This is a genomic window from Microbulbifer mixtoriginis (SeqCode), from assembly GCF_052467945.1.
In genome coordinates, this window is the sequence record NZ_CP174328.1 from 1381116 (window position 1) to 1399623 (window position 18508).

General features: G+C 50.5%; 16 protein-coding genes. 8 read left to right on the forward strand and 8 right to left on the reverse strand.

The genetic code is table 11. From position 1 onward, the window contains the following. Positions 1-12: 12 nt before the first annotated feature. The 4 genes from ybaK (at position 13) to ACJJIJ_RS06165 (ending at position 2142) form a co-directional block, all read left to right on the forward strand. Positions 13-480: a Cys-tRNA(Pro) deacylase gene (gene ybaK / locus ACJJIJ_RS06150; protein ID WP_444938945.1), complete on the forward strand. Its 468-nt coding sequence runs from the start codon at positions 13-15 to the stop codon at positions 478-480. Between the two features lie 167 nt (positions 481-647). Continuing rightward, entirely contained in the window at positions 648-1109 is a 462-nt protein-coding gene (locus ACJJIJ_RS06155) for a GNAT family N-acetyltransferase (RefSeq protein ID WP_444938946.1), read from the forward strand. Between the two features lie 51 nt (positions 1110-1160). Continuing rightward, entirely contained in the window at positions 1161-1607 is a 447-nt protein-coding gene (locus tag ACJJIJ_RS06160; RefSeq protein ID WP_444938947.1) for a GNAT family N-acetyltransferase, read from the forward strand. Positions 1608-1701: 94 nt separating this feature from the next. Then, the gene (locus tag ACJJIJ_RS06165) at positions 1702-2142 is read left to right on the forward strand and encodes a hypothetical protein (protein ID WP_444938948.1); all 441 of its coding nucleotides are present in this window, start codon (positions 1702-1704) and stop codon (positions 2140-2142) included. Between the two features lie 178 nt (positions 2143-2320). On the opposite strand, the gene ACJJIJ_RS06170 is transcribed toward ACJJIJ_RS06165, so the two are convergent. Next, positions 2321-2953, reverse strand: coding sequence for a YrbL family protein (locus ACJJIJ_RS06170; RefSeq protein WP_252085682.1), 633 nt, complete (start codon positions 2951-2953; stop codon positions 2321-2323). A gap of 947 nt (positions 2954-3900) precedes the next feature. On the opposite strand from ACJJIJ_RS06170, the gene ACJJIJ_RS06175 reads away from it, so the two are divergent. After that, positions 3901-5646: a DUF885 domain-containing protein gene (locus ACJJIJ_RS06175; RefSeq protein ID WP_444938949.1), complete on the forward strand. Its 1746-nt coding sequence runs from the start codon at positions 3901-3903 to the stop codon at positions 5644-5646. A gap of 84 nt (positions 5647-5730) precedes the next feature. Here the strand turns inward: ACJJIJ_RS06175 and ACJJIJ_RS06180 are convergent, their stop codons facing one another. The 6 genes from ACJJIJ_RS06180 to ACJJIJ_RS06205 all read right to left on the reverse strand — a co-directional run bounded on the left by ACJJIJ_RS06180 (position 5731) and on the right by ACJJIJ_RS06205 (position 13493). Continuing rightward, positions 5731-6894, reverse strand: coding sequence for an acyl-CoA dehydrogenase family protein (locus tag ACJJIJ_RS06180; protein WP_444938950.1), 1164 nt, complete (start codon positions 6892-6894; stop codon positions 5731-5733). 11 nt (positions 6895-6905) lie between these two features. Beyond that, a complete protein-coding gene (locus ACJJIJ_RS06185) occupies positions 6906-8930 on the reverse strand; it encodes an acetyl/propionyl/methylcrotonyl-CoA carboxylase subunit alpha (protein ID WP_444938951.1) in 2025 nt (674 codons plus the stop codon). Continuing rightward, the gene (locus ACJJIJ_RS06190) at positions 8930-9733 is read right to left on the reverse strand and encodes an enoyl-CoA hydratase/isomerase family protein (protein ID WP_444938952.1); all 804 of its coding nucleotides are present in this window, start codon (positions 9731-9733) and stop codon (positions 8930-8932) included. Before ACJJIJ_RS06190 ends, ACJJIJ_RS06185 begins: the two co-directional genes overlap by 1 nt. Before the next feature lie 9 nt (positions 9734-9742). Beyond that, positions 9743-10909, reverse strand: coding sequence for an acyl-CoA dehydrogenase family protein (locus tag ACJJIJ_RS06195; RefSeq protein ID WP_444938953.1), 1167 nt, complete (start codon positions 10907-10909; stop codon positions 9743-9745). Between the two features lie 83 nt (positions 10910-10992). Then, positions 10993-12600, reverse strand: coding sequence for an acyl-CoA carboxylase subunit beta (locus tag ACJJIJ_RS06200; RefSeq protein ID WP_444938954.1), 1608 nt, complete (start codon positions 12598-12600; stop codon positions 10993-10995). After that, on the reverse strand, positions 12600-13493 hold the full coding sequence (locus ACJJIJ_RS06205) for an SDR family oxidoreductase (RefSeq protein ID WP_444938955.1): 894 nt from the start codon (positions 13491-13493) through the stop codon (positions 12600-12602). Before ACJJIJ_RS06205 ends, ACJJIJ_RS06200 begins: the two co-directional genes overlap by 1 nt. 215 nt (positions 13494-13708) lie before the next feature. Here ACJJIJ_RS06205 and ACJJIJ_RS06210 point away from each other — a divergent pair, with 215 nt between their 5' ends. Then, positions 13709-14359 carry a TetR/AcrR family transcriptional regulator gene (locus ACJJIJ_RS06210; protein ID WP_252085690.1) on the forward strand — a complete coding sequence of 217 codons (651 nt, stop codon included), beginning with the start codon at positions 13709-13711 and terminating at the stop codon, positions 14357-14359. Between the two features lie 189 nt (positions 14360-14548). Continuing rightward, positions 14549-17089 (forward strand): hypothetical protein, encoded by a 2541-nt coding sequence (locus ACJJIJ_RS06215; protein ID WP_444938956.1) that lies wholly within the window; start codon positions 14549-14551, stop codon positions 17087-17089. 34 nt (positions 17090-17123) lie between these two features. Here ACJJIJ_RS06215 and yciH read toward each other — a convergent pair whose 3' ends face one another. Then, the gene (gene yciH, locus ACJJIJ_RS06220) at positions 17124-17447 is read right to left on the reverse strand and encodes a stress response translation initiation inhibitor YciH (protein WP_252085692.1); all 324 of its coding nucleotides are present in this window, start codon (positions 17445-17447) and stop codon (positions 17124-17126) included. Between the two features lie 186 nt (positions 17448-17633). On the opposite strand from yciH, the gene ACJJIJ_RS06225 reads away from it, so the two are divergent. Continuing rightward, on the forward strand, positions 17634-18467 hold the full coding sequence (locus ACJJIJ_RS06225) for an ion transporter (RefSeq protein WP_444888866.1): 834 nt from the start codon (positions 17634-17636) through the stop codon (positions 18465-18467). Positions 18468-18508: the final 41 nt, after the last annotated feature.

Consider the following 18508-nt stretch of genomic DNA (forward strand, 5'->3'; position numbering starts at 1 on the left):
CTCAGGAGTAAAATGACACCAGCAATTAGTATGGCCAAGAAGGCTAAAATCTCTCATAAAGTACATGAATACACGCATGATTCATCGAGTGAATCATACGGATTGGAGGCTGCTGAAAAATTAGGGGTGCCTGAGTCTAGGGTCTTCAAAACACTAGTTGTTAGCCTGGAAAACAAAGAGCTGGCCGTTGGGATAATTCCGGTTTCATCAATGCTCAGTATGAAGCTCTTAGCAAAATCTGTTGGCGCTAAGAAAGCCACAATGGCTCCAAAATCAGATGTAGAAAGATCAACTGGTTATGTGTTAGGAGGTGTTAGCCCATTAGGTCAAAAAAGGCGACTTAAAACCATCATTGATTCTTCGGCTAGAAATAACGTTACGATTTATATTAGTGCGGGCCGTAGGGGGCTTGAAATAGAGCTGTCTCCTGATGACTTGGCAAGTCTTGTCAGCGGAGTTTTTTCTGAAATATGTCAGTAATTCGACATCTAATTGTATTGAGTGATTAAACTAGTGGGGAGTGATTATGATCAAAATACAAACTTTCAAGGGCTAAACTTAGCAATTCCATACGCTTCAAACTACACAAGGGGTGTGCTGGTAATGGGGATTGATACACCATTGCGAACAATAAAGCTGAAAATACTATGAAAGCTATCGAATATCTAAAATTTAGCGAGGTTAATCCGCACAAATTTCTGCCTATATTAAATGGCTATAAGACAAGAAAGCATTTGATTGAGCATGAGATATTTACACTTAAAACAGTAACAGAGTGGATGCATTCAAAAATAGAGGTAGATAAAGAGGCAGGTTGTAGAGTTAGAGCCATTATTGTTGATGATGAATTAGCTGGTTGGTGTGGAATTCAACAAGAATGTGGAAAGTATGAGATCGCGATTGTCATTGATGACCAGTTTTGGGGGGTAGGTAGAATAGTGTTTCAAGATCTAATGAGGTGGGCGCGGGAGCTTAATCATGATGAGGTATTGGTCAACTTTCATCATACTCGTCCTATTTATAAGTTCTTGGAAAAAATCTCTGAGGATATTTATGAATCTGAAATATATGGCAGTAAATTTACAACGTATAAAGTTAAGTTGAAATGACACTGAGCAAAAATCAATGTGCGATAGGCACTAGAAAATTTAGCATTCAGTATGATTCGAACGTTCATTGCTACAGACTTTCCAAGAATCTTGGAGATCTATACTCTCTCTAAGTTAGATGAGCTTAGATTTGAAGCTGTGGAATTTGAGTTTCTGCCGTTGGAAAAAGATGCGAAGAGGCTGTCAGCGCTAAGGGAGTCAGATATTTACGTCTACGAAGATGAAACAATTCTTGGCTATGGCGCAATGTTCCAGCAAGAAATTCGAGCTCTGTTTGTATACCCGAGTGCCAGAGGGGAAGGGGTAGGGAAGTCGATACTTGAGTTTCTGCTAACAAAGATCAGTGGCCAAGCTAAGTTGTTCGTTGCAAAATCTAATTGGCCTGCAATCAAGTGTTATCAAAAGGTTGGATTTGAAACAACTAAAGAGTTCATTGCTGAATATAATGGTACGCCGGTGCAGGCTATCGAAATGGTTTGTTCAAATAAGAAGTGTTAGCATCTCGATGCTTAATACTCTGACCCTACAGGGCTCCCAGAGGTTGTCCTAATTTTACCTAGGCGATGGGCTAGCTCTTTCTAAGGAATCAAATATGACTGGTAGATTTAATTATTTGGGATTGGCGGGAATACTTACTCTGATCGTTGCAGGGTTGCATGCTGGTTGTATTCTGTTTGGTGCGGAATGGTATCGATTTTTAGGTGCCGGAGAGGCAATGGCTCAAATGGCTGAAGCTGGAGATTCTTATCCTACAATAGTTACAGGGATTATTGTGAGTGTTTTGCTAGTTTGGTCTGCCTATGCTTTTTCCGGGGCTGGCCATATACTCAGAGTCCCATTATTACGCACAGGGCTGACACTTATATCTCTAGTGTTGCTTGTGAGGGCGCTCGGTTTTTACTTTATAATGCCGGCTTTTCCAGATAACTCATTAACCTTTTGGCTTGTTAGTTCAGCATTGTGTTTTACTTTAGGTGTAACCTACTTGCTAGGCTTGTATCAGTCATGGGAGCGTTTATCCCGCGAGGCCTAACCAAGCTGTTAAGAATTGTCACTAAAAATACAACAGTAAGAACCTAAAGCATCGCATAATTTGCATGATCCTTTTGCTCAAAATAGAAGTAGTTTCTAAAAGCTTTGCATTAATATCTGATGTGGCCAACATAACTTTGCTATCTCAAAGAAGAGGGTATATGGGGTTGGATGTATCTCTAAAAGAGTAACTCATACCCAGACTTTTTAAGTTCTTTGTTCACGAGTCTACGTAATTTGGCTGTGCACCTTCGGTTAGCTCTCTGGTTATATAAGCGGGATATCGTTCTTAGAGAAGGGAGTCTGCGGCTACCAATGCCGTCAATAACCACAAAATGACCATTAATCTCATCCCATACAATATTAACTGTCCGTAAGTCACGAACGACAATAAAGGTCTGCTCTAGCCATTTCAGTAGGTCAATAAGACCGTCGATATGCTTTTGGTTGAACTCCTTGCTGCTGATCAGTTTATGAAGAGTGTCAGCCAGCTCTCCGGTATGTTTTTTAACGGCTCTTACAGTAATACCCAGTCCTAAGTTAGTATCCACGAATCCTTTAAATTCTTGTACAAAGTGCGTATCTTTCACTTTACCTTCACGTAAATAGATGTGCTCAGAAACCTCCTTTATGTATGGCCAATAGTAAGTAAGTCGGCGTAGCCGAGTGGAAATGGAAAACTTGTAATCCATTGTTCTTCTAAACTGATCACTGATTACTTTAATAAGGAGATCATCTGACTCCGGGTGAGGAAATACTAGTTTCTCATTTCCCTTTGCGATGGCTTGGTCTAACCTTAACTGCATATCCATAGTGCTTGCTCAAGAAAGCTAGTCTTTTTTATTTTGTATTCCACTTTGAGGCTTGGTAGCTGATCAAAGGGAATGACTGCTTAATTATAGTTAATATTTACTTTTTCTCTTGCGAAATGTTAGTTAAAAGAAAATGAGTTTAACTGCTGTGCTGATACTGGCTGTAAACTCTAGTGGACTTTATTTGTATAGGTGCGGTGGTTTAGAAATTGGTAGTTAGGGAGTGAGTAGATGTATGTTTCTGAAGACTAAGAGAGTCTCTGAATAATTTCGTGATGCCGCTGGCTTTAAATCAAGACGTGGCTTTGCTGGAGTGTCTAGACCTTTCAAACAGTCGCAATGCTGAGTATGAATGGCTCTGCAAGCCCCGTAAGGGCTGGCCATGGAGGCCACTGATGCTGCGTGCACGAAAAATAATCGAAAATCTGATTTGAGAAAGTAATAGAGAGTGCTAAGCAAAACGTTTGAAGGAATATGTTTTTATAAATTGAATAGAGGTTATATGTGTGCTAAGGGTGCTCTTTTGGGAAAGCTGCCGTCAATGGCTATGTGGGCATACCTATTGCCGGTGAGGAGCAGAAGTATTTTCTTTAGGTTTAATGAAATCTGATAATGCTCGATTTTTTTAAAGATTAACTTATGCTTCTTATCATTTACTGCGATGATTTTCTATCTTAAATTTTCAGACACAAGCAATAGTCTAACCGAAGCCTAATGACTATTCCTCCCCACTGTTGACTCTATCAGCTAAAAGAGTCATGCACTTTATCTTTGGGGTTTATCTATCAATACCCTCGCTTCGCCGATACTTCGCATTTGGGGTGTTGAAACTCATTTTATTTCAGTGCTTACTATAAAATAGAAAATTGAAGTTTTCTTTTTAGAAGCCTTTTTAGTTAATTTTATGTTGCGGTCTTATAAGAATGATTAATGTAAAGAGAGCGGGTTTGGGTGCATTGGTAGTTTCATCGGTTCTTATGGGGTGCACTGTTGCCGATAACCAAACTGATGTGGCAGGCAGTGAAGCTGTAGATGACTCAGCACTACTCCATGACCTAGCGGATCAATATGCTGAGGTTTATTTAGAAAACTTCCAACCATATGCTTACTTCTCCGATATGGAGCTGGAGAAACACAACCTTTTCTTAAGTAACTCCCCCGCGAACTCTGCCTCTCTAGCGGCCTCTGAGGACAAAATTCTCAGTAAATTGGCTGAAATAGATCTGAATGGGCTAAAAAGTGATCAAGAGAAAGTGTTCTACTTCAAGCTGAAAGAGCGATTGGAGTCGAATGTTGGCTTAAGGGTCTGTAAGACTGAACTCTGGTCTGTTGATCATATGTTCGGTCCCCATATCATACTTGGCTTTTTGACGGAGGTTCAGCCGGTTGAAACTGCCCAAGAAAGGGCAGATGCGATTGAGCGTTGGCTTGACGCGGCTCGTTATTATCAGCAAGAAATAGCTAATCTCCGCCGTGGGTTGGAGCAAGGTTACTCCGCACCCCAAAGCGTGGTGAAGCGAGTCATTCAGCAAGTTGATGGTTTGACCCAAGTACCCATTGATGAGCATCCTTTCCTGGGTTTAGCGAAGAAAGCTAAGGACCCGGAATTTAAGGCAGCATTTAAACAGGTGCTTTCAGATCACGTTATCCCCTCAATGGTGAATTATAAGAATTTTCTAGAATCCACCTATTTACCTGAAGCCAGAGCCGAGCTTGGCATCCATGCGATTCCTAATGGCCGTGAATGCTATATGGCTCAGTATCGTTCTTATACGACATTGCAGAGAACACCAGAAGAAGTTTTTGAGTTGGGTTTAAGTGCTGTCAACGCAAACAAGAGCGAAGTGGTTCGCTTAGGCAAGGAGTTCTATCAAGTAGATTCCTATTCTGAGGCAGTGGCAAGTGCCAGTGAGGATAAAACTCAGAAATTTAACAGCGCTGATGAAATGCATCAGTTTTTTGAGCGCTTGGTAGATAAGTCTAGAGATTTAACCGTAGACTTTTTCCATGAAATGCCTTTGATCGAAATGGAAGTGAAGGCCATCCCTGAACATGAGCAGGGTTCTGGTCGCAGTGCACACTATATTCCGGGCACTAAGGAGCGAAAGGCAAGATTTGGATATGACCCGACAACCTATCAGGATGAGTCATACGCTTCTGCAGAGAAGGTAACTATCCATGAAGGATACCCGGGCCATCATATGCAAATTGCTCTCGTTCAAGAGCAGGAAAAGTTTCATAAAATAGAAGATGCCTTGTCTAACTCTGCTTTTGCTGAAGGTTGGGGCAGGTACTCTGAACATCTAGCGGAAGAAGCTGGGATGTATCAGTACGGGTCCACCAAAATCCTTAGGCGTGCTTGGCCTGCCCGAGGTATGGTAGCGGATAGCGCAATGCATGTACTCGGTTGGAGTGATGAAAAAGTTGCGGAGTTTTTGCAGGATTCTGGCGCTTCATTTGCGAAAGGCCCGAGGACTCTAATGGACCGAATGGCAGTAATGCCCGCCCAGCTTACCTCTTATGATTCTGGTGCCCTCGAGATTTTCGCCTTGCGAGAACTGATGCAGAATGAACTGGGTGAGGACTTCGATATTAAGGACTTCCATGAGATTATTCTGAGAAATGGCAATGTCCCTATGGCCGTACTGAGTGAACAGGTAAGGGACTTTATCGAAAAAAAGAAGAAAGGTTAATTTAGGATCTTTACTAACTCAGTCCCACACCCATGCGGGACTGAGTTATAAATAGGCTTAGCAAGAGGCTTTTATCCTGCTCCTCTAAATTCCCATCTGCCTGGAAGCCAGATCCCGCATTATTTCTTCAGATCCGCCACCAATCGCATTCACCCGCACTTCACGATAGATACGCTCAATCCGACTGCCACGCATATAGCCTGCGCCACCTAACACCTGCATCGCTTCCCGGGCGCAGAATTCAAGGGTTTCTGTGGCTTGGACTTTGAGTAGAGCGATATCGGCTACCTTGAGCTGATGCTGTTGCTCCGCCCAGGCGCAGAGGTCCAGATAGGCTTGGGTGGCATTGATGCGTTGAAGCATCTGGGCAAACTTGTGTCGAATCACCTGGTGATTGGCGAGGCGCTTTCCGAAAGTTTGGCGCTCTTGGGCCCACTCAATGGCATCTTGCAAACAGACCCGGCTGAATTCTACACAGGAAGCGGCAATGCCCAGGCGTTCGCGATTGAAGTTGTGCACTATGGGTAAGAAACCTTGGTTCTCACCGCCAATTAGATTGCTCGCGGGCACGCGCACCTGATCAAAAAAGATACTGGCCGTATCAGAGCACCACCAGCCCTGCTTTTTATCGAGGAGCTGCCGGCTAACCCCTTTGGTATCCGCAGGGATTAAGAGCAGGGAGATACCGCCGAAGCCTTCTTCACCAGTGCGCACGGCAGCAGTAAACCAGTTAGCGCGCATGCCGCCAGTGATATAGGTCTTTTCGCCGGTAACGATATAGCCATCCCCATCACGCTCTGCGCGGCACTGGAGATTGGCTACATCGGAGCCTGCGCCGGGTTCAGTAATTGCCAGGGAAATATGCTTTTCGCCACGTAATACCGAGGGAATAACCTGATCTTTAAGGGCTTCACTGCCATAGTGCAGTAACGGGGGCAGGGCAATGCCGTGGACCATTAGGCTGGCGTAGAGGCCACCAGCGCCGGGACGGGCTAACTCCTCTGCGGCAACAATCATATGGAAGACATCGGTTTCGATGCCGCCGTAGTTTTCCGGATAACTCATCTGCAGAAGGCCAACTTCTGCGGCTTTTTTCCAAAGCTCGGCGGGTAGCTGGCCGTCTTCGTCCCATTCAGTAATGTAGGGAGTAATCTCGCGGTCGACAAAGCGGCGCAACTGGGTGCGCCATTCCTGATGGCCTTCGTCATAGAAGGGGCTTGCCATACGGGAGGCATCAATATCGTACATGCTGATCTCCTTTAGGAAGTAGCGTCGCTGGGGATTTTGGCGGTTTCCGTGGGAGCGGCTTCGATCTGAACTAACAGCTGGCCACCGCGTACCTGGTCTCCTTCACAGGCGCCTAGTTTAATTACGGTACCGTCGCGGTCTGCGCGCAGGGCGTGCTCCATTTTCATGGCTTCCATTAAGGCGATAGTGTCTCCCCGCTGAACGCTTTGATTGGGCTCAACCAATACCTGCACCAGGCAACCGTCCATAGGGGCCGTGATACGGCCACTGCCTTCGTTAAGGCTCGATTTGGCGGGGGCGTGGGTGATATCGACAAAATGAAATTGCCTGCCGTCTAACAGGAGATGCAGATTGCTTGGGTTGGCTAGAAACAGTCTCTTTTGGCTAACGCCATCCAGCAGGAGTTCAGCGCTATAAACTCCAGTTTCTTTTTGTGATTTCTCAAAATGGACCCACTGAATCAGGAACTGCTGGTCGCCTACTGAGATTTGATAAGAATTATCTACTAACGCCAGCAGCTCACAGTTTAGGGTTTGTCCTGCAATTTCCAGTCGGTAGTTGATCGGCACGCTGTTGTCACCACTGCGCCAGTCACTGCGGCCGCTACGCCGATCCTGAGGGTTGGCTTGGTGCAAGTGATTAAGTAATGTGGCTTGGGCTGCGATTACTGCTGGAACTGGTTCTGCGGATGTCAGCGTGCTGTTTTGGTCGAGAAAACTGGTATCGGCATCGCCAGCGATAAACTGTGATTCGGCCAGGATCTTCTGCAGGAAATGGATATTGTTTTTAGGGCCGATAAATTCCAGCTGGGTCAGGGCTTGGGTTAGCTTACGCCGAGCTTCTTCTCGATCCTGCCCCCAGGCAATTAATTTGCCGAGCATGGGGTCGTAAAATGGCGTAATTTCGCAACCACTTTTCAAAGCGTGGTCGATACGGATTCCTTGCCCCTTTGGCGCCTTCCAGTGGAGCACTTTTCCGGCCTGGGGCAGGAATTGTTGTTCCGGATCTTCGGCATACAGGCGGACTTCAATGGCGTGGCCATGCTGGGTGACTTGCTGCTGGGAAACGCATAGGGCTTCGCCGCGTGCTACTGCCAGTTGCCAAGCTACCAGGTCAAAACCGGTTACCATTTCTGTTACCGGGTGCTCTACTTGCAAGCGGGTGTTCATTTCCAGGAAATAGAATTCGTCGTTGGGGCAGAGTAGAAACTCTACGGTGCCCGCGCCTAAATAACCGCAGGCTCGCGCGGCGTCGACTGCGGCTTGCCCCATTCTTTCCCGCAGCTGGGTGTCGACCGCCGGGGAAGGGCACTCTTCGACCACTTTTTGATGGCGTCGTTGTACGGAGCAATCTCGCTCCCCCAGGTGAATACAGTTGCCATGACGATCCGCAAATACCTGGATTTCGATATGGCGAGCGTTGACCAGTGCCTTTTCCAGAATTAACTCGTCGCTGCCAAATGCACTCATGGATTCACTGCGGGCAGCGCGCAACTGGGAGGCCAGCTCGTTGTCTCCGTGAGCCAGGCGCATGCCGCGCCCACCACCGCCTGCGGCGGCTTTGATCATTAACGGGAAGCCAATGCGCCGCGCCTCGGCGATCAGGGTGTCGTCGTCCTGGGCACCCTGGAAGCCGGGAATACAGGGTACGCCGGCTGCGGCAACAAACTCCTTGGCTTTGCGTTTGTTGCCCATCAGTTCTATGACTTCGGCACTCGGGCCAACAAAACTCAGTCCACTCTCTTCGCAAGCGCTGGCAAATTCCGCATTCTCAGCGAGAAAGCCGTAGCCGGGGTGGATGGCGGTGGCTCCGGATTTTTTAGCCGCGTCGAGAATTTTTTGGATATCCAGATAGGACTCTGCCGAAGTCTGCCCGCCAATGGCTACGGCGATATCGGCAGCTTGTGGGTGAAGTGCATCGGAGTCCGCATCGCTGTAGACGGCGACTGTGCGATAGCCTTCCGCCCGAGCAGTACGCATAATTCGCAGTGCGATCTCGCCTCGATTGGCGATTAACAGGGTCTCTGTTGTCGACATCAGTGCTGCCACTCCGGTGATCGTTTTTCCAGAAATGCACGGGCGCCTTCGCGCCCTTCATGGCCTTGAATTGCGCGGGAAAACTGTTGCGCAGCGCTGTCGAGCAGTTGGCCGAGGGCAGTCTCATCACTCACCCGCGCCGCATCCAGCAAGATTTGCTTGGTCGTTGCCAGGGCGCCGGGAGCACAGGCATTGATCGCGCCCAGGTGTTCCTGCAGCGCGCCTTCAAGGGCCTCGGAATTATCGAGTAGCTGATGGATTAACCCAATTTCCAAGGCCTGCTGTGCATTGACTTTTGCTCCGCTCAGGGCCAGGCGCCGGGCCTGGGAGAGGCCGACCCGTGCCACGACAAAGGGAGCAATTTGTGCAGGCGGTAAACCCAGGCGGGTTTCCGGAAGGGCAAAGCGGCAACTGCGATCGGCAATGGCAATATCGGCACTGCAAGCGAGCCCAAAACCACCGCCCATTACGGCACCTTCCAATACCGCAATGACTACCAGGGGAGTGCGATTAAATCGCTCCATCAATTCGCCGAATCGGCGGTTGAGGTGGAAGAACGCATCACTATTTCCATCGCTTGCGCCCTGCTGAGCATTGAGCATATCGGCAATATCGCCACCGGCGCAGAAGTTGTGTTCTGCACCCCGCAGTACCAACGCTCGCACCTGAGGATCTTCTTCTGCTTCTGCGAGTTTTTGCAGAAGCTCATCTACCATTTGCAAACTGATGGCGTTGCGCTGTTGCGGGCGATTTAGTGTGAGATGGCGGGCGATGCCGATGGTTTCATCAATAATTGTCTCCATGGCATGACCTCACGCGGTGGGTTTGCGTTTGCTGGGCAGTATGCCCATCAGCTTACAGATAATGCCGAGCATTACTTCATCTGCACCGCCGCCGATAGCGGTGAGACGGCTATCCCGGTATGCGCGGTTGATGACAGTCTCCTCGATGTAGCCCATGCCACCCCAGAACTGCAGGCACTGATCGGGGATAGAGCGGGACAGGCGGCCAGCCTTGAGCTTGGCCATTGAAGCAAGAGTAGTGACATCTTCACCTGCCACATAAGCTTCCACCGCACGCCAGGTTAGAGAGCGCAGGCATTCCACTTCAGTCTGCATTTCTGCGAGGGCAAAATGGATAGTTTGATTGTCGATCAATGGCGCTTTAAAGGCATGGCGTTCGCGCACATAGTCAATGGTGCTGGTTACACAGTGCTCGAGGCCTTTTAAATTCAGCGCGGCGCCGGCCAGGCGTTCTTCCTGGAACTGAAGCATCTGCAATAGAAATCCGGCACCCTCATCGCCGATGCGGAAATGTTTGGGCACTCGCACATTGTCAAAAAAGATAGGGGCGGTTTCTGATGAGCGCATGCCCAGTTTGTCGAGCTTTTCGCCGATGCGTACCCCTGGCGTTTTTGCCGGAATAATGATCAGGGATTTGTTGCTGTGGGCTTTGCCCTCACTGGTATTCACCAGGGTGCAGAAAAAGTCTGCGCAGGGGGCGTTGGTGATCCACATCTTGCTGCCGTTGATCACATAGTCGTCGCCATCGCTTTTGGCAGTGGTTTTAATTGAGGCAACATCGGAACCGGCGCCGGGTTCGGATACGGCGATTGCGCCGATCATCTCTCCGTTCACGGCGGGAATCAGGAACTGCTCTTTGAGATCCTGGGTGCCGAAGTTGGCCAGGGCAGGGGTGCACATGGAAGTCTGTACCGAAATCGACAGGGGCACGCCGCCACAGTGGGCACCGCCCAGCTCTTCCAGGAAAACGGTTTCATAACTGAAGTCGAGACCCAGGCCACCGAAGTCTGTGGACTTGCTGATGCCTAGCAGGCCCAGACCGGCCAGTTGTTGGAAAATTTCGCGGATGGGAAAGCGGCCGGCCTTTTCCCATTCGGCCACGTTGGGATTGATTTCCTGCTGTACAAAGTTTTGTACGGTGCGCTGCAGTTCCCGGTGTTGATCGCTAAATATCATTATTATTTTCCCTGCCTTGAAGTGTGAACCCGGTGATTGTGTAAATGGGCAACTGCACTTCCTTGTTGCCCAGGTTTTTCGAATTAAAACCTAGCTACGCCAAAGGTATTTTTGTTAAGTTTGCTCTGCTCTGCTTCATTGCAAACTTCTAACAACATACCTAAAAGTTTGCGCGTATCGCGGGGATCGATAATGCCGTCATCCCAGAGACGCGCACTGCAGGCGAGAGCATCGGAATTGCCCTGCATAAATGCGCTGGTATCGTTTTCCAATTTGTCTAATACCGCCTCATCCACACTGCCGCTGCGTTGCATTTTCTGCTCTGTGACGATGCGCATTACCTTACCGGCCTGGGCTGCGCCCATCACTGCGGTGCGGGAATTGGGCCAGGCAAAAATAAAGCGGGGATCGAATCCGCGACCGCACATGGCGTAGTTGCCGGCCCCATAGGAGCCGCCCACGACAATGCTGAGTTTTGGTACGCTGGCATTGGCCACGGCCTGAATCATTTTGGCGCCGTGCTTGATGATGCCGTTGCGCTCCACCTCGGTACCCACCATAAACCCGGTGGTGTTATGCAAAAACAGCAGTGGCGTGCCACTCTGTTCGCACAACTGAATAAACTGCGCGGCCTTGTTGGCGCCCTTGGGGGTGATCGGGCCGTTATTCCCAATAATTCCCACAGGGAAGCCTTCGATACGAATATGGCCGCACACGGTTTGCCGATCGAATTCCGGCTTAAAATCCAGCATGGCGGAGCCGTCGGCGATACGAGCCAGTATTTCGCGCACGTCGTAAGGCTTTTTACTGTCTGCTGGAATCAGGCCGAGCAGGTCGTCGATAGGGTGCAGTGGGTCTCGGTAATCTTTTTGTACTGAGCTTTTAATGGGTGAGGGTAGGGCAGCAACAATCTCTCTTGCTATGCGAATACCATCGGCGTCGTTCTCTGCTAAGTAATCGCCACTGCCGGATTCGGTACAGTGCATTTCTGCTCCGCCGAGGCTTTCCGCATCGGCAATTTCACCGGTGGCAGCTTTTAGTAGCGGCGGCCCAGCCAGGTACATACCGGTTTGCCCGCGCACCATGACGACATAATCTGACAGGCCTGGCTGGTAGGCGCCGCCAGCAGTAGCGCCGCCGTGTACCACAGTAACTTGCGGAATACCGGCGGCGGACATTCGCGCCTGGTTGGCAAAACCCCGCCCACCGGGAGCAAAAGTGTCACTGGCGTACATCAGGTTGGCGCCACCACTTTGCGCCAGGGCGACTACCGGCAAATGATTTTCCAGAGCGATCCGCTGCATTCGCAGGGCTTTATCCATCCCGGCTGGTGAGATGGTGCCGCCTTTTACGGCATAGTTATCAACCCGCACCATACAGCGTCGACCACTGATTTGACCGATGCCGCAAATGGCACCGCCACCTGCACCGGTACCGTCCTGGTCGTCAAACAATTTATAGCCGGCGAGGGAGCACAGTTCGACAAAAGGGGCGCCGGGGTCGAGGAGCAAATTAAGGCGCTCCCGTGGCAGCAGCCAGCCCCGTTCACGATAGCGGGCAGCCTTACTTTTTTCAGCTTGAACCGGACGTTGCTCAGCTTCACGAAACTGGTTGATCTGCTCGAGCATGGCAGCTTGGTTGTCATTGAATTCTGCCGAGCGGTTGTCGAGCTGGGAATCAATCGGCTGCATTAGAGCTTGCCCTCCGCTTCCAACTCTTCCACAACTTGAGGCCGGCGTTTGCGATGGAATCCGTTAAAGCGTTTAGAGTTGTTCGCGGCTTGTGGCTGCCAAAGAGGAGAGTGGTGCTTGAGGCTGGAGCCACCATCGATACGCAGCGTTTGTCCGGTGATATAGCTGGCCGCATCGGAAAGTAGGAAGCACACGGCCCCGCTAACTTCCGCTTCCTCTCCCAATCGGTAGAGGGGGATACTGTTACGGAAGCCCGGTAGTAGCTCGCGCAGGAATTTGGGGTCGTAAGTATCAAAGCCGCTGGAAAGAATATAGCCTGGCGCCACGGCGTTAACTCGAACGCCAAAAGGCGCCCACTCCAATGCAGCGGTTTCGGTAATATTTTCCATGCCTGCGCGAGCGGCACCGGAGTGGCCCATCATTGGCATGCCGCCGGCGTTATCTGCGGTGATATTTACGATACTGCCGCCATACTGTTTCATCGACTGCACAAAGACTTCTCGGGACATTAAGAATCCACCGAGCAGGTTACTGCGTACAACAGCATCGAAGCCTTTTGTGTTGATCTGCTCAAGGGGGGAGGGGAACTGGCCACCGGCATTGTTCACCAATCCATGAATTTGGCCTCGGGCCTGGACAATTTGCCCAACCGTTTCCTGAACACCCTCTTCATCGCGAATATCCAGACTGAACAAACTGCACTCGCCACCATCGTTATTGATTTCACCGGCAACCCTTTCCAGCTTGTCCAATTTACGCCCAATCAATACAACATGGGCGCCGAGGCTGGCCAGTTCGTGGGCGATACAACGGCCAATACCACTGCCGCCACCAGTGATGATATAGGTTTGCTCGCTAAAGCTGCCTGAGCGCAGCTGGCTTTGATAGCGCATGAAAGTTTCCTTTTCTTGGGCCTTTAAGGCCTATTCAGTTTTTATTGTTCTTGTTGGCGCTTGCGCCTGCGTGTGGGAAAACGCAGAATAGCTTAACGCTACCAAGCAAGCGCTTGGTATTCAAGGGTTGGCGCCTTTTTGATTGTGTGATTGTTAGGTTGCCGATTAGTCTGCAAAACAAAGCAAAAAAGAAAGCAAAGAATTGGGAGTGTTTCGTGCAAGAGGGCGCACAAGTGGTGGTAGAGGTGCAAGGTGCTATGTCGCCACAGCAACTGATTGGAACCCTGGTAAAGGCAGGAGAGCTTACTGACCCGGCCTCCCCGCGGGGGCGATTGCTCAATGCTGCCGCGCGCCTGTTTGAGCAAAAGGGCTTTTCACGTACTACTGTGCGAGACCTGGCGGCGGAAGTGGGCATTCTGTCTGGCAGTATTTTTCATCACTTCTCCAGCAAAGAGCAGATTCTCTGCGAGGTGATGAAGGAGGTAACTATTTTCGCCAGTGCTCGTATGCGTAGTGCGGTGGAGCAGGCCGCGTCACCTCAGGAAAGACTGCGGGCCTGTATTCAGTCAGAGCTTGAGGCGATTCACGAGCGGGCGGTGCCGGGCTTTTCCATCTTGGTAATGGAGTGGCGTAGTCTGTCAGATAAAAGCCAGAAAGAGGTGTTGTTGCTGCGCGATGAGTACGAGCAAATATGGCTGGATGCAATCAATTCCGCCCGTTGCCCAGGTGGGGATGCCACAGTGGTGCGCCGACTTATGGTTGGTGCATTGAGCCATACCTACAGCTGGTTTAAAGCCAGGGAAAATGGATTGACCATTCCCGAGCTCGCCGATCGGGCCTATCAAATCTTCGCGCCCAAATCCTAAGCGTTAACAATACGAGTTACTGGCAAGGTGCCGTTAAAACTGTGCACTTTGCCACCTTTCCTGCCAATTTCTCTCTTTTGAAGAGTTTCCTGAGAACTGGTGCGCACCTGTTTTTCTCCGAATCTTTTACCCTGCGCGCAAGATGATAAGAATGTGACAATAAGTGTCACTTGGTGACAGGAGAAGGGAATGGCGGGCCAGGATTTATACCAGGTGGTTTCCACGGGAAGGACACTCCACGCCAAAGAAGCAGGGGCTGTGACTCGGGATATCGCCAAACTATTTTCGGTTCCTGAGGCCCAGGCTCGCAGATTACTGTTAAAAGGCTGGGTGATTAAAGACAGCCTGGCATCGTCACAGGCCCTGGAGTACAGGGCCAAGCTGCACAAGATCGGTCTTCGTGCCGAGGTTTGCCCTGCGGGAAAGTTCGATAACCAACAGCTGATTGCAAAAATCAAAGTGGCCCAACGGCGCAAGGCCAATGCAGCAGAAAAGATGCCGACAAGTACGGCCACGGCAGGTGCATCCAAGGTTGGGACTGCACGAGAGCAAGAGGTAGAGAAATCGCTTTCGGTGAGCAATGCCAAAGGAAGCGTTGCCCCCCCTATGGATTCCGAAAAGGTCAAACCACAGGCAACAGAGCCTGAAGCCAATGAAAAGAGGGCGTTCTTCAGCAATAGAAAAACGCAGCTGGCTACAGTGGGTTGGCGAGTGCTTTTCGGATTACTCCCTGCTTTAACGGTACCTACAATTTTTATCGGCTTGGCAGCTCTGTGTCTCTATGGTGCCGGTGCACTGCTCTGGCAAACTCCCTTGGCAGTTTGGCAGGGGGAGTTAACTGGTGGCACTTTACTCATCAGTCTAGGGGGGGCGGCGGTCTTTATTTTTTTATTGTTGCTGGTCGCTTTACCTTATTTTTGCTTCCCTCGAGAAATGCGTCCAAGGCCTGGCGAAGTCCCTCTGAAGCAAGCGGACAACCAAGATTTATTGCCCTTACTTGAGCAATTGTCTAGTGCAACGAAACTGCCTAGGGTGCAGGGGCTGATAGTCAGCCCAGACGCTCGTATTTATTGCGAGCCCAGGTTTTCTGAGGTGATGCGTCAGCAATTGCGGTTAAACCTGGGCCTGGCCAGTGTGGCTTCCCTTAGTGGCCGCGATACCCTGGCGTTAGTGGCACGCAGCCTTGGCTTTTATCAGGGAAAACTCAATGGGCTACTGGCTTGGCTGGTGTTAGATGGTGTTAGGCGCTTGGAACTGATGCAGTGGGCACTGGAAAATGAGCGAAGTGTGTTGTACCGAAACGGGGAGCCGGGTCCGCTGAAATCCTTACATCAATTACTGGCAACTTGTGGCCACTTTCTGTTGCCATTGATTGAGCGGCTAGAAAACCTGCACCGTATTGTCACTCGGGGTAGCGCACGCTATCTGGAATGCCGAGCTGATCTCTGGGCTGCTGACTTGATTGGCAGTGGGGCTTTTGCCGAATTTGCCGGTAACTGGCATCGCCTGGTGCATGCCGACCTAATGGTTGCCGAGACCGCCCGCGAGGCCTCGGCAGTGGGGCAGTGTTTTGAGAACATCCCTGCCGCTGTAGCCTGGACACTGAACAATCTGGATGAGGAAACCAGTAATACCATTGAGCTTGCGATGGCTCAGGCCAGTGACCCCTGGGATGTTTTTGAGGCGGCGGATCTACAGCGTATTGAGGTGGTTCAAAAGCGCAATATTAGTGGGCGTCTACAAAGGGAGCTTGGCTGCACGGAGCTTTTTGCCGATTTTCCCAAGTTGGCCAGTGAGGTCAGCGGGGAGGCTGGCGCGTCGGACTGTCAGGTTGTGGAGAATCGCCGATTACTTTGTGCCAGTCGCGAAGCGGAGGAAGCGCTACAGATCCTGGTTGTTTATTTTAACCGTCTGCCGCCGCTCAACCTGCTGCCACTACGCAGGCCTGCGACTCAGGAAATGCAGGCGATGGATTTACAGGCCAGTATCAATTGGCTAAGGAGCAAGCTCATTGAGCTGCGTGAACTCCGGGAACAACGTGAGAGCACACGTCAACTTATGGTGTCGGTGCAACTTGGCGCGGCGCTGATTCGGGCCAAGGTGCGTATCGAACCACAGGAATACTCTCTGAATAGCGCAAGCCTTGCAGCGGCGCAGGAAGCATCGGCGTTAAAGCGGTCTGAGTTGGAGGAAATCGAGCGTCAGCTGCAGAAGATCTACTCGGTGTTTTACCAACGGTTGTGCTTGGCTTTAGTCGCTATGCCGGCACGGGAGCGCCAGCAGGCTAGGGGAATGCTTAGCCAGTTGGCTGCCTACGACGCTCTGGCCACACACCTTGAGCGCCTTGCGGGGTACAGCACCAGTCTCTCTGTATTCTCACGCCGCTTATCTCCAGGTCTTGCCGAGCGGGAATTGGTACAGAAATACCTGGCCCTCTCTGCTCGGGAGTTGGATGCGACCTTTGCCACAGTGGAGTCTTCTGAGCTATTAAAAGCCCAGGGTTTGGATAGCGCACTTTGTATCAAGGCAAAACGCGAGCCATTGCAACAGCTACCGCAGCGCCACCAGGAGGCATTGGCTGTGGTGCGTACTATGGAGTCCCGCTGTAACTATGCAAGTACGGTAATTCTGGAGCGCTATCAAATCCAGCTGGCGGCCCTGCTGCAACGTTGTCTGCATAGAGAAGGGCAGCTGGAAGTGAATCCTTTACGTCTCCTGCAAGCGGTTTAGAGCCTGTTGGTATTCAATGAGTTGTCGCCAGGCTCTATCCGCCGGCAAGCTTCACTTTGTAGTTTTTGGATTCCAATAGCGCTTTGATTTCCGCGCGCTTGTCGCCCTGGATTTCGATCACACCGTCTTTCAGGGCACCACCGCAGCCACAGCGTTTTTTCAATTCCGCCAGTAGTAACTTCAGCTCACCATCGGTGCCGTCCACGCCACGCACACAGGTAACCCCTTTGCCCTTGCGTCCTTTAGTCTCTCTTTGGATGCGCACAATCCCATCACCCTGGTGACGCTTCTCTGCTGCGGGCTCTTCTTTGATACGACCGCGGTCGGTGGAATAAACGAGACGGTTCTCCTTGGCCATGGTTGGGCGCTCTCCAAAAAATTGTTGCACAGGGTAACTGGGGCGCGATTGTGCCCGAGGCGTGGGGGAAGTCAAAGAGGTCGCGGCTGAATATCTGGATGAGAATGGAATAGGGGGCGACCCACCAGCCCCCAGCAGGTAAAATTTGAGCGCAAATCCTTGGTAGCTGGTAGAAGAGGTTGATCCATGGCGTTGACTGGACGTCGCAAACTGCTCAATGAAGTGATCTTTGGCACCGAGACGCCCGCAGGGCGCAACTTTGATGTGTTTTTGATCTGGGCAATTTTAATTAGTGTGGCACTGGTACTGCTGGCTTCAATTGGACCAATAGCTGACCGTTACGGCACGCTCCTGATCACATTGGAATGGCTTTTTACCGGGCTGTTTACCCTGGAATATGCCGCCCGTATCTATTGTTCAGTAAACAGACGCAAGTATATTTTCAGTTTCTACGGTGTTGTTGATCTGCTGGCAATTCTGCCTAGCTATCTGGCTCTTCTGTATACCGGTGCAACCTACCTGTTGGTAATCCGTTTGCTGCGGGTGTTGAGAATCTTCAGGATATTGAAGCTGGTGCGTTATTTACAGGATGCCAACCTGCTACTGCGGGCCCTGGGTTTGGCCCGGCGAAAGATCCTGGTGTTTTATTCCAGCGTACTAGTGATGTGCGTCATCTTCGGCTCATTGATGTTTGTGGTAGAGGGGCCGGAAAATGGATTTACCAGCATCCCCACCAGTGTTTACTGGGCCATTGTAACGATTACCACGGTTGGCTACGGGGATATCTCTCCGCATACGCCACTGGGTCAGGCGATAGCGGCCATGACCATGTTGATTGGTTATTCAATTATCGCTGTACCCACCGGAATTTTGACTGCAGAGCTGGCCGGTGAGATGCATCGCGAACGCAAGCATCACCGCTGCAACAACTGCGGGCGCAGTGTCCATGATCCAGATGCTGAATTTTGCAAGTTTTGTGGTTACCGGCTCGAGCCGTCTTTACAAGTGGAAGAGGTTTGATTTGATTGCGGGTGCCTCACAGAGGCTCCCGCTAACCCAAA

Excerpts from the sequence above, each read along its gene's own strand:
- ACJJIJ_RS06170 (WP_252085682.1), bottom strand. The coding sequence starts at position 2,953 with ATGGATATGCAGTTAAGGTTAGACCAAGCCATCGCAAAGGGAAATGAG.
- ybaK (WP_444938945.1), top strand. The coding sequence starts at position 13 with ATGACACCAGCAATTAGTATGGCCAAGAAGGCTAAAATCTCTCATAAA.
- ACJJIJ_RS06200 (WP_444938954.1), bottom strand. The coding sequence starts at position 12,600 with ATGCAGCCGATTGATTCCCAGCTCGACAACCGCTCGGCAGAATTCAAT.
- ACJJIJ_RS06165 (WP_444938948.1), top strand. The coding sequence starts at position 1,702 with ATGACTGGTAGATTTAATTATTTGGGATTGGCGGGAATACTTACTCTG.
- ACJJIJ_RS06215 (WP_444938956.1), top strand. The coding sequence starts at position 14,549 with ATGGCGGGCCAGGATTTATACCAGGTGGTTTCCACGGGAAGGACACTC.
- ACJJIJ_RS06160 (WP_444938947.1), top strand. The coding sequence starts at position 1,161 with ATGATTCGAACGTTCATTGCTACAGACTTTCCAAGAATCTTGGAGATC.
- ACJJIJ_RS06190 (WP_444938952.1), bottom strand. The coding sequence starts at position 9,733 with ATGGAGACAATTATTGATGAAACCATCGGCATCGCCCGCCATCTCACA.
- ACJJIJ_RS06205 (WP_444938955.1), bottom strand. The coding sequence starts at position 13,493 with ATGCGCTATCAAAGCCAGCTGCGCTCAGGCAGCTTTAGCGAGCAAACC.
- ACJJIJ_RS06195 (WP_444938953.1), bottom strand. The coding sequence starts at position 10,909 with ATGATATTTAGCGATCAACACCGGGAACTGCAGCGCACCGTACAAAAC.
- ACJJIJ_RS06155 (WP_444938946.1), top strand. The coding sequence starts at position 648 with ATGAAAGCTATCGAATATCTAAAATTTAGCGAGGTTAATCCGCACAAA.
- yciH (WP_252085692.1), bottom strand. The coding sequence starts at position 17,447 with ATGGCCAAGGAGAACCGTCTCGTTTATTCCACCGACCGCGGTCGTATC.
- ACJJIJ_RS06225 (WP_444888866.1), top strand. The coding sequence starts at position 17,634 with ATGGCGTTGACTGGACGTCGCAAACTGCTCAATGAAGTGATCTTTGGC.
- ACJJIJ_RS06185 (WP_444938951.1), bottom strand. The coding sequence starts at position 8,930 with ATGTCGACAACAGAGACCCTGTTAATCGCCAATCGAGGCGAGATCGCA.
- ACJJIJ_RS06180 (WP_444938950.1), bottom strand. The coding sequence starts at position 6,894 with ATGTACGATATTGATGCCTCCCGTATGGCAAGCCCCTTCTATGACGAA.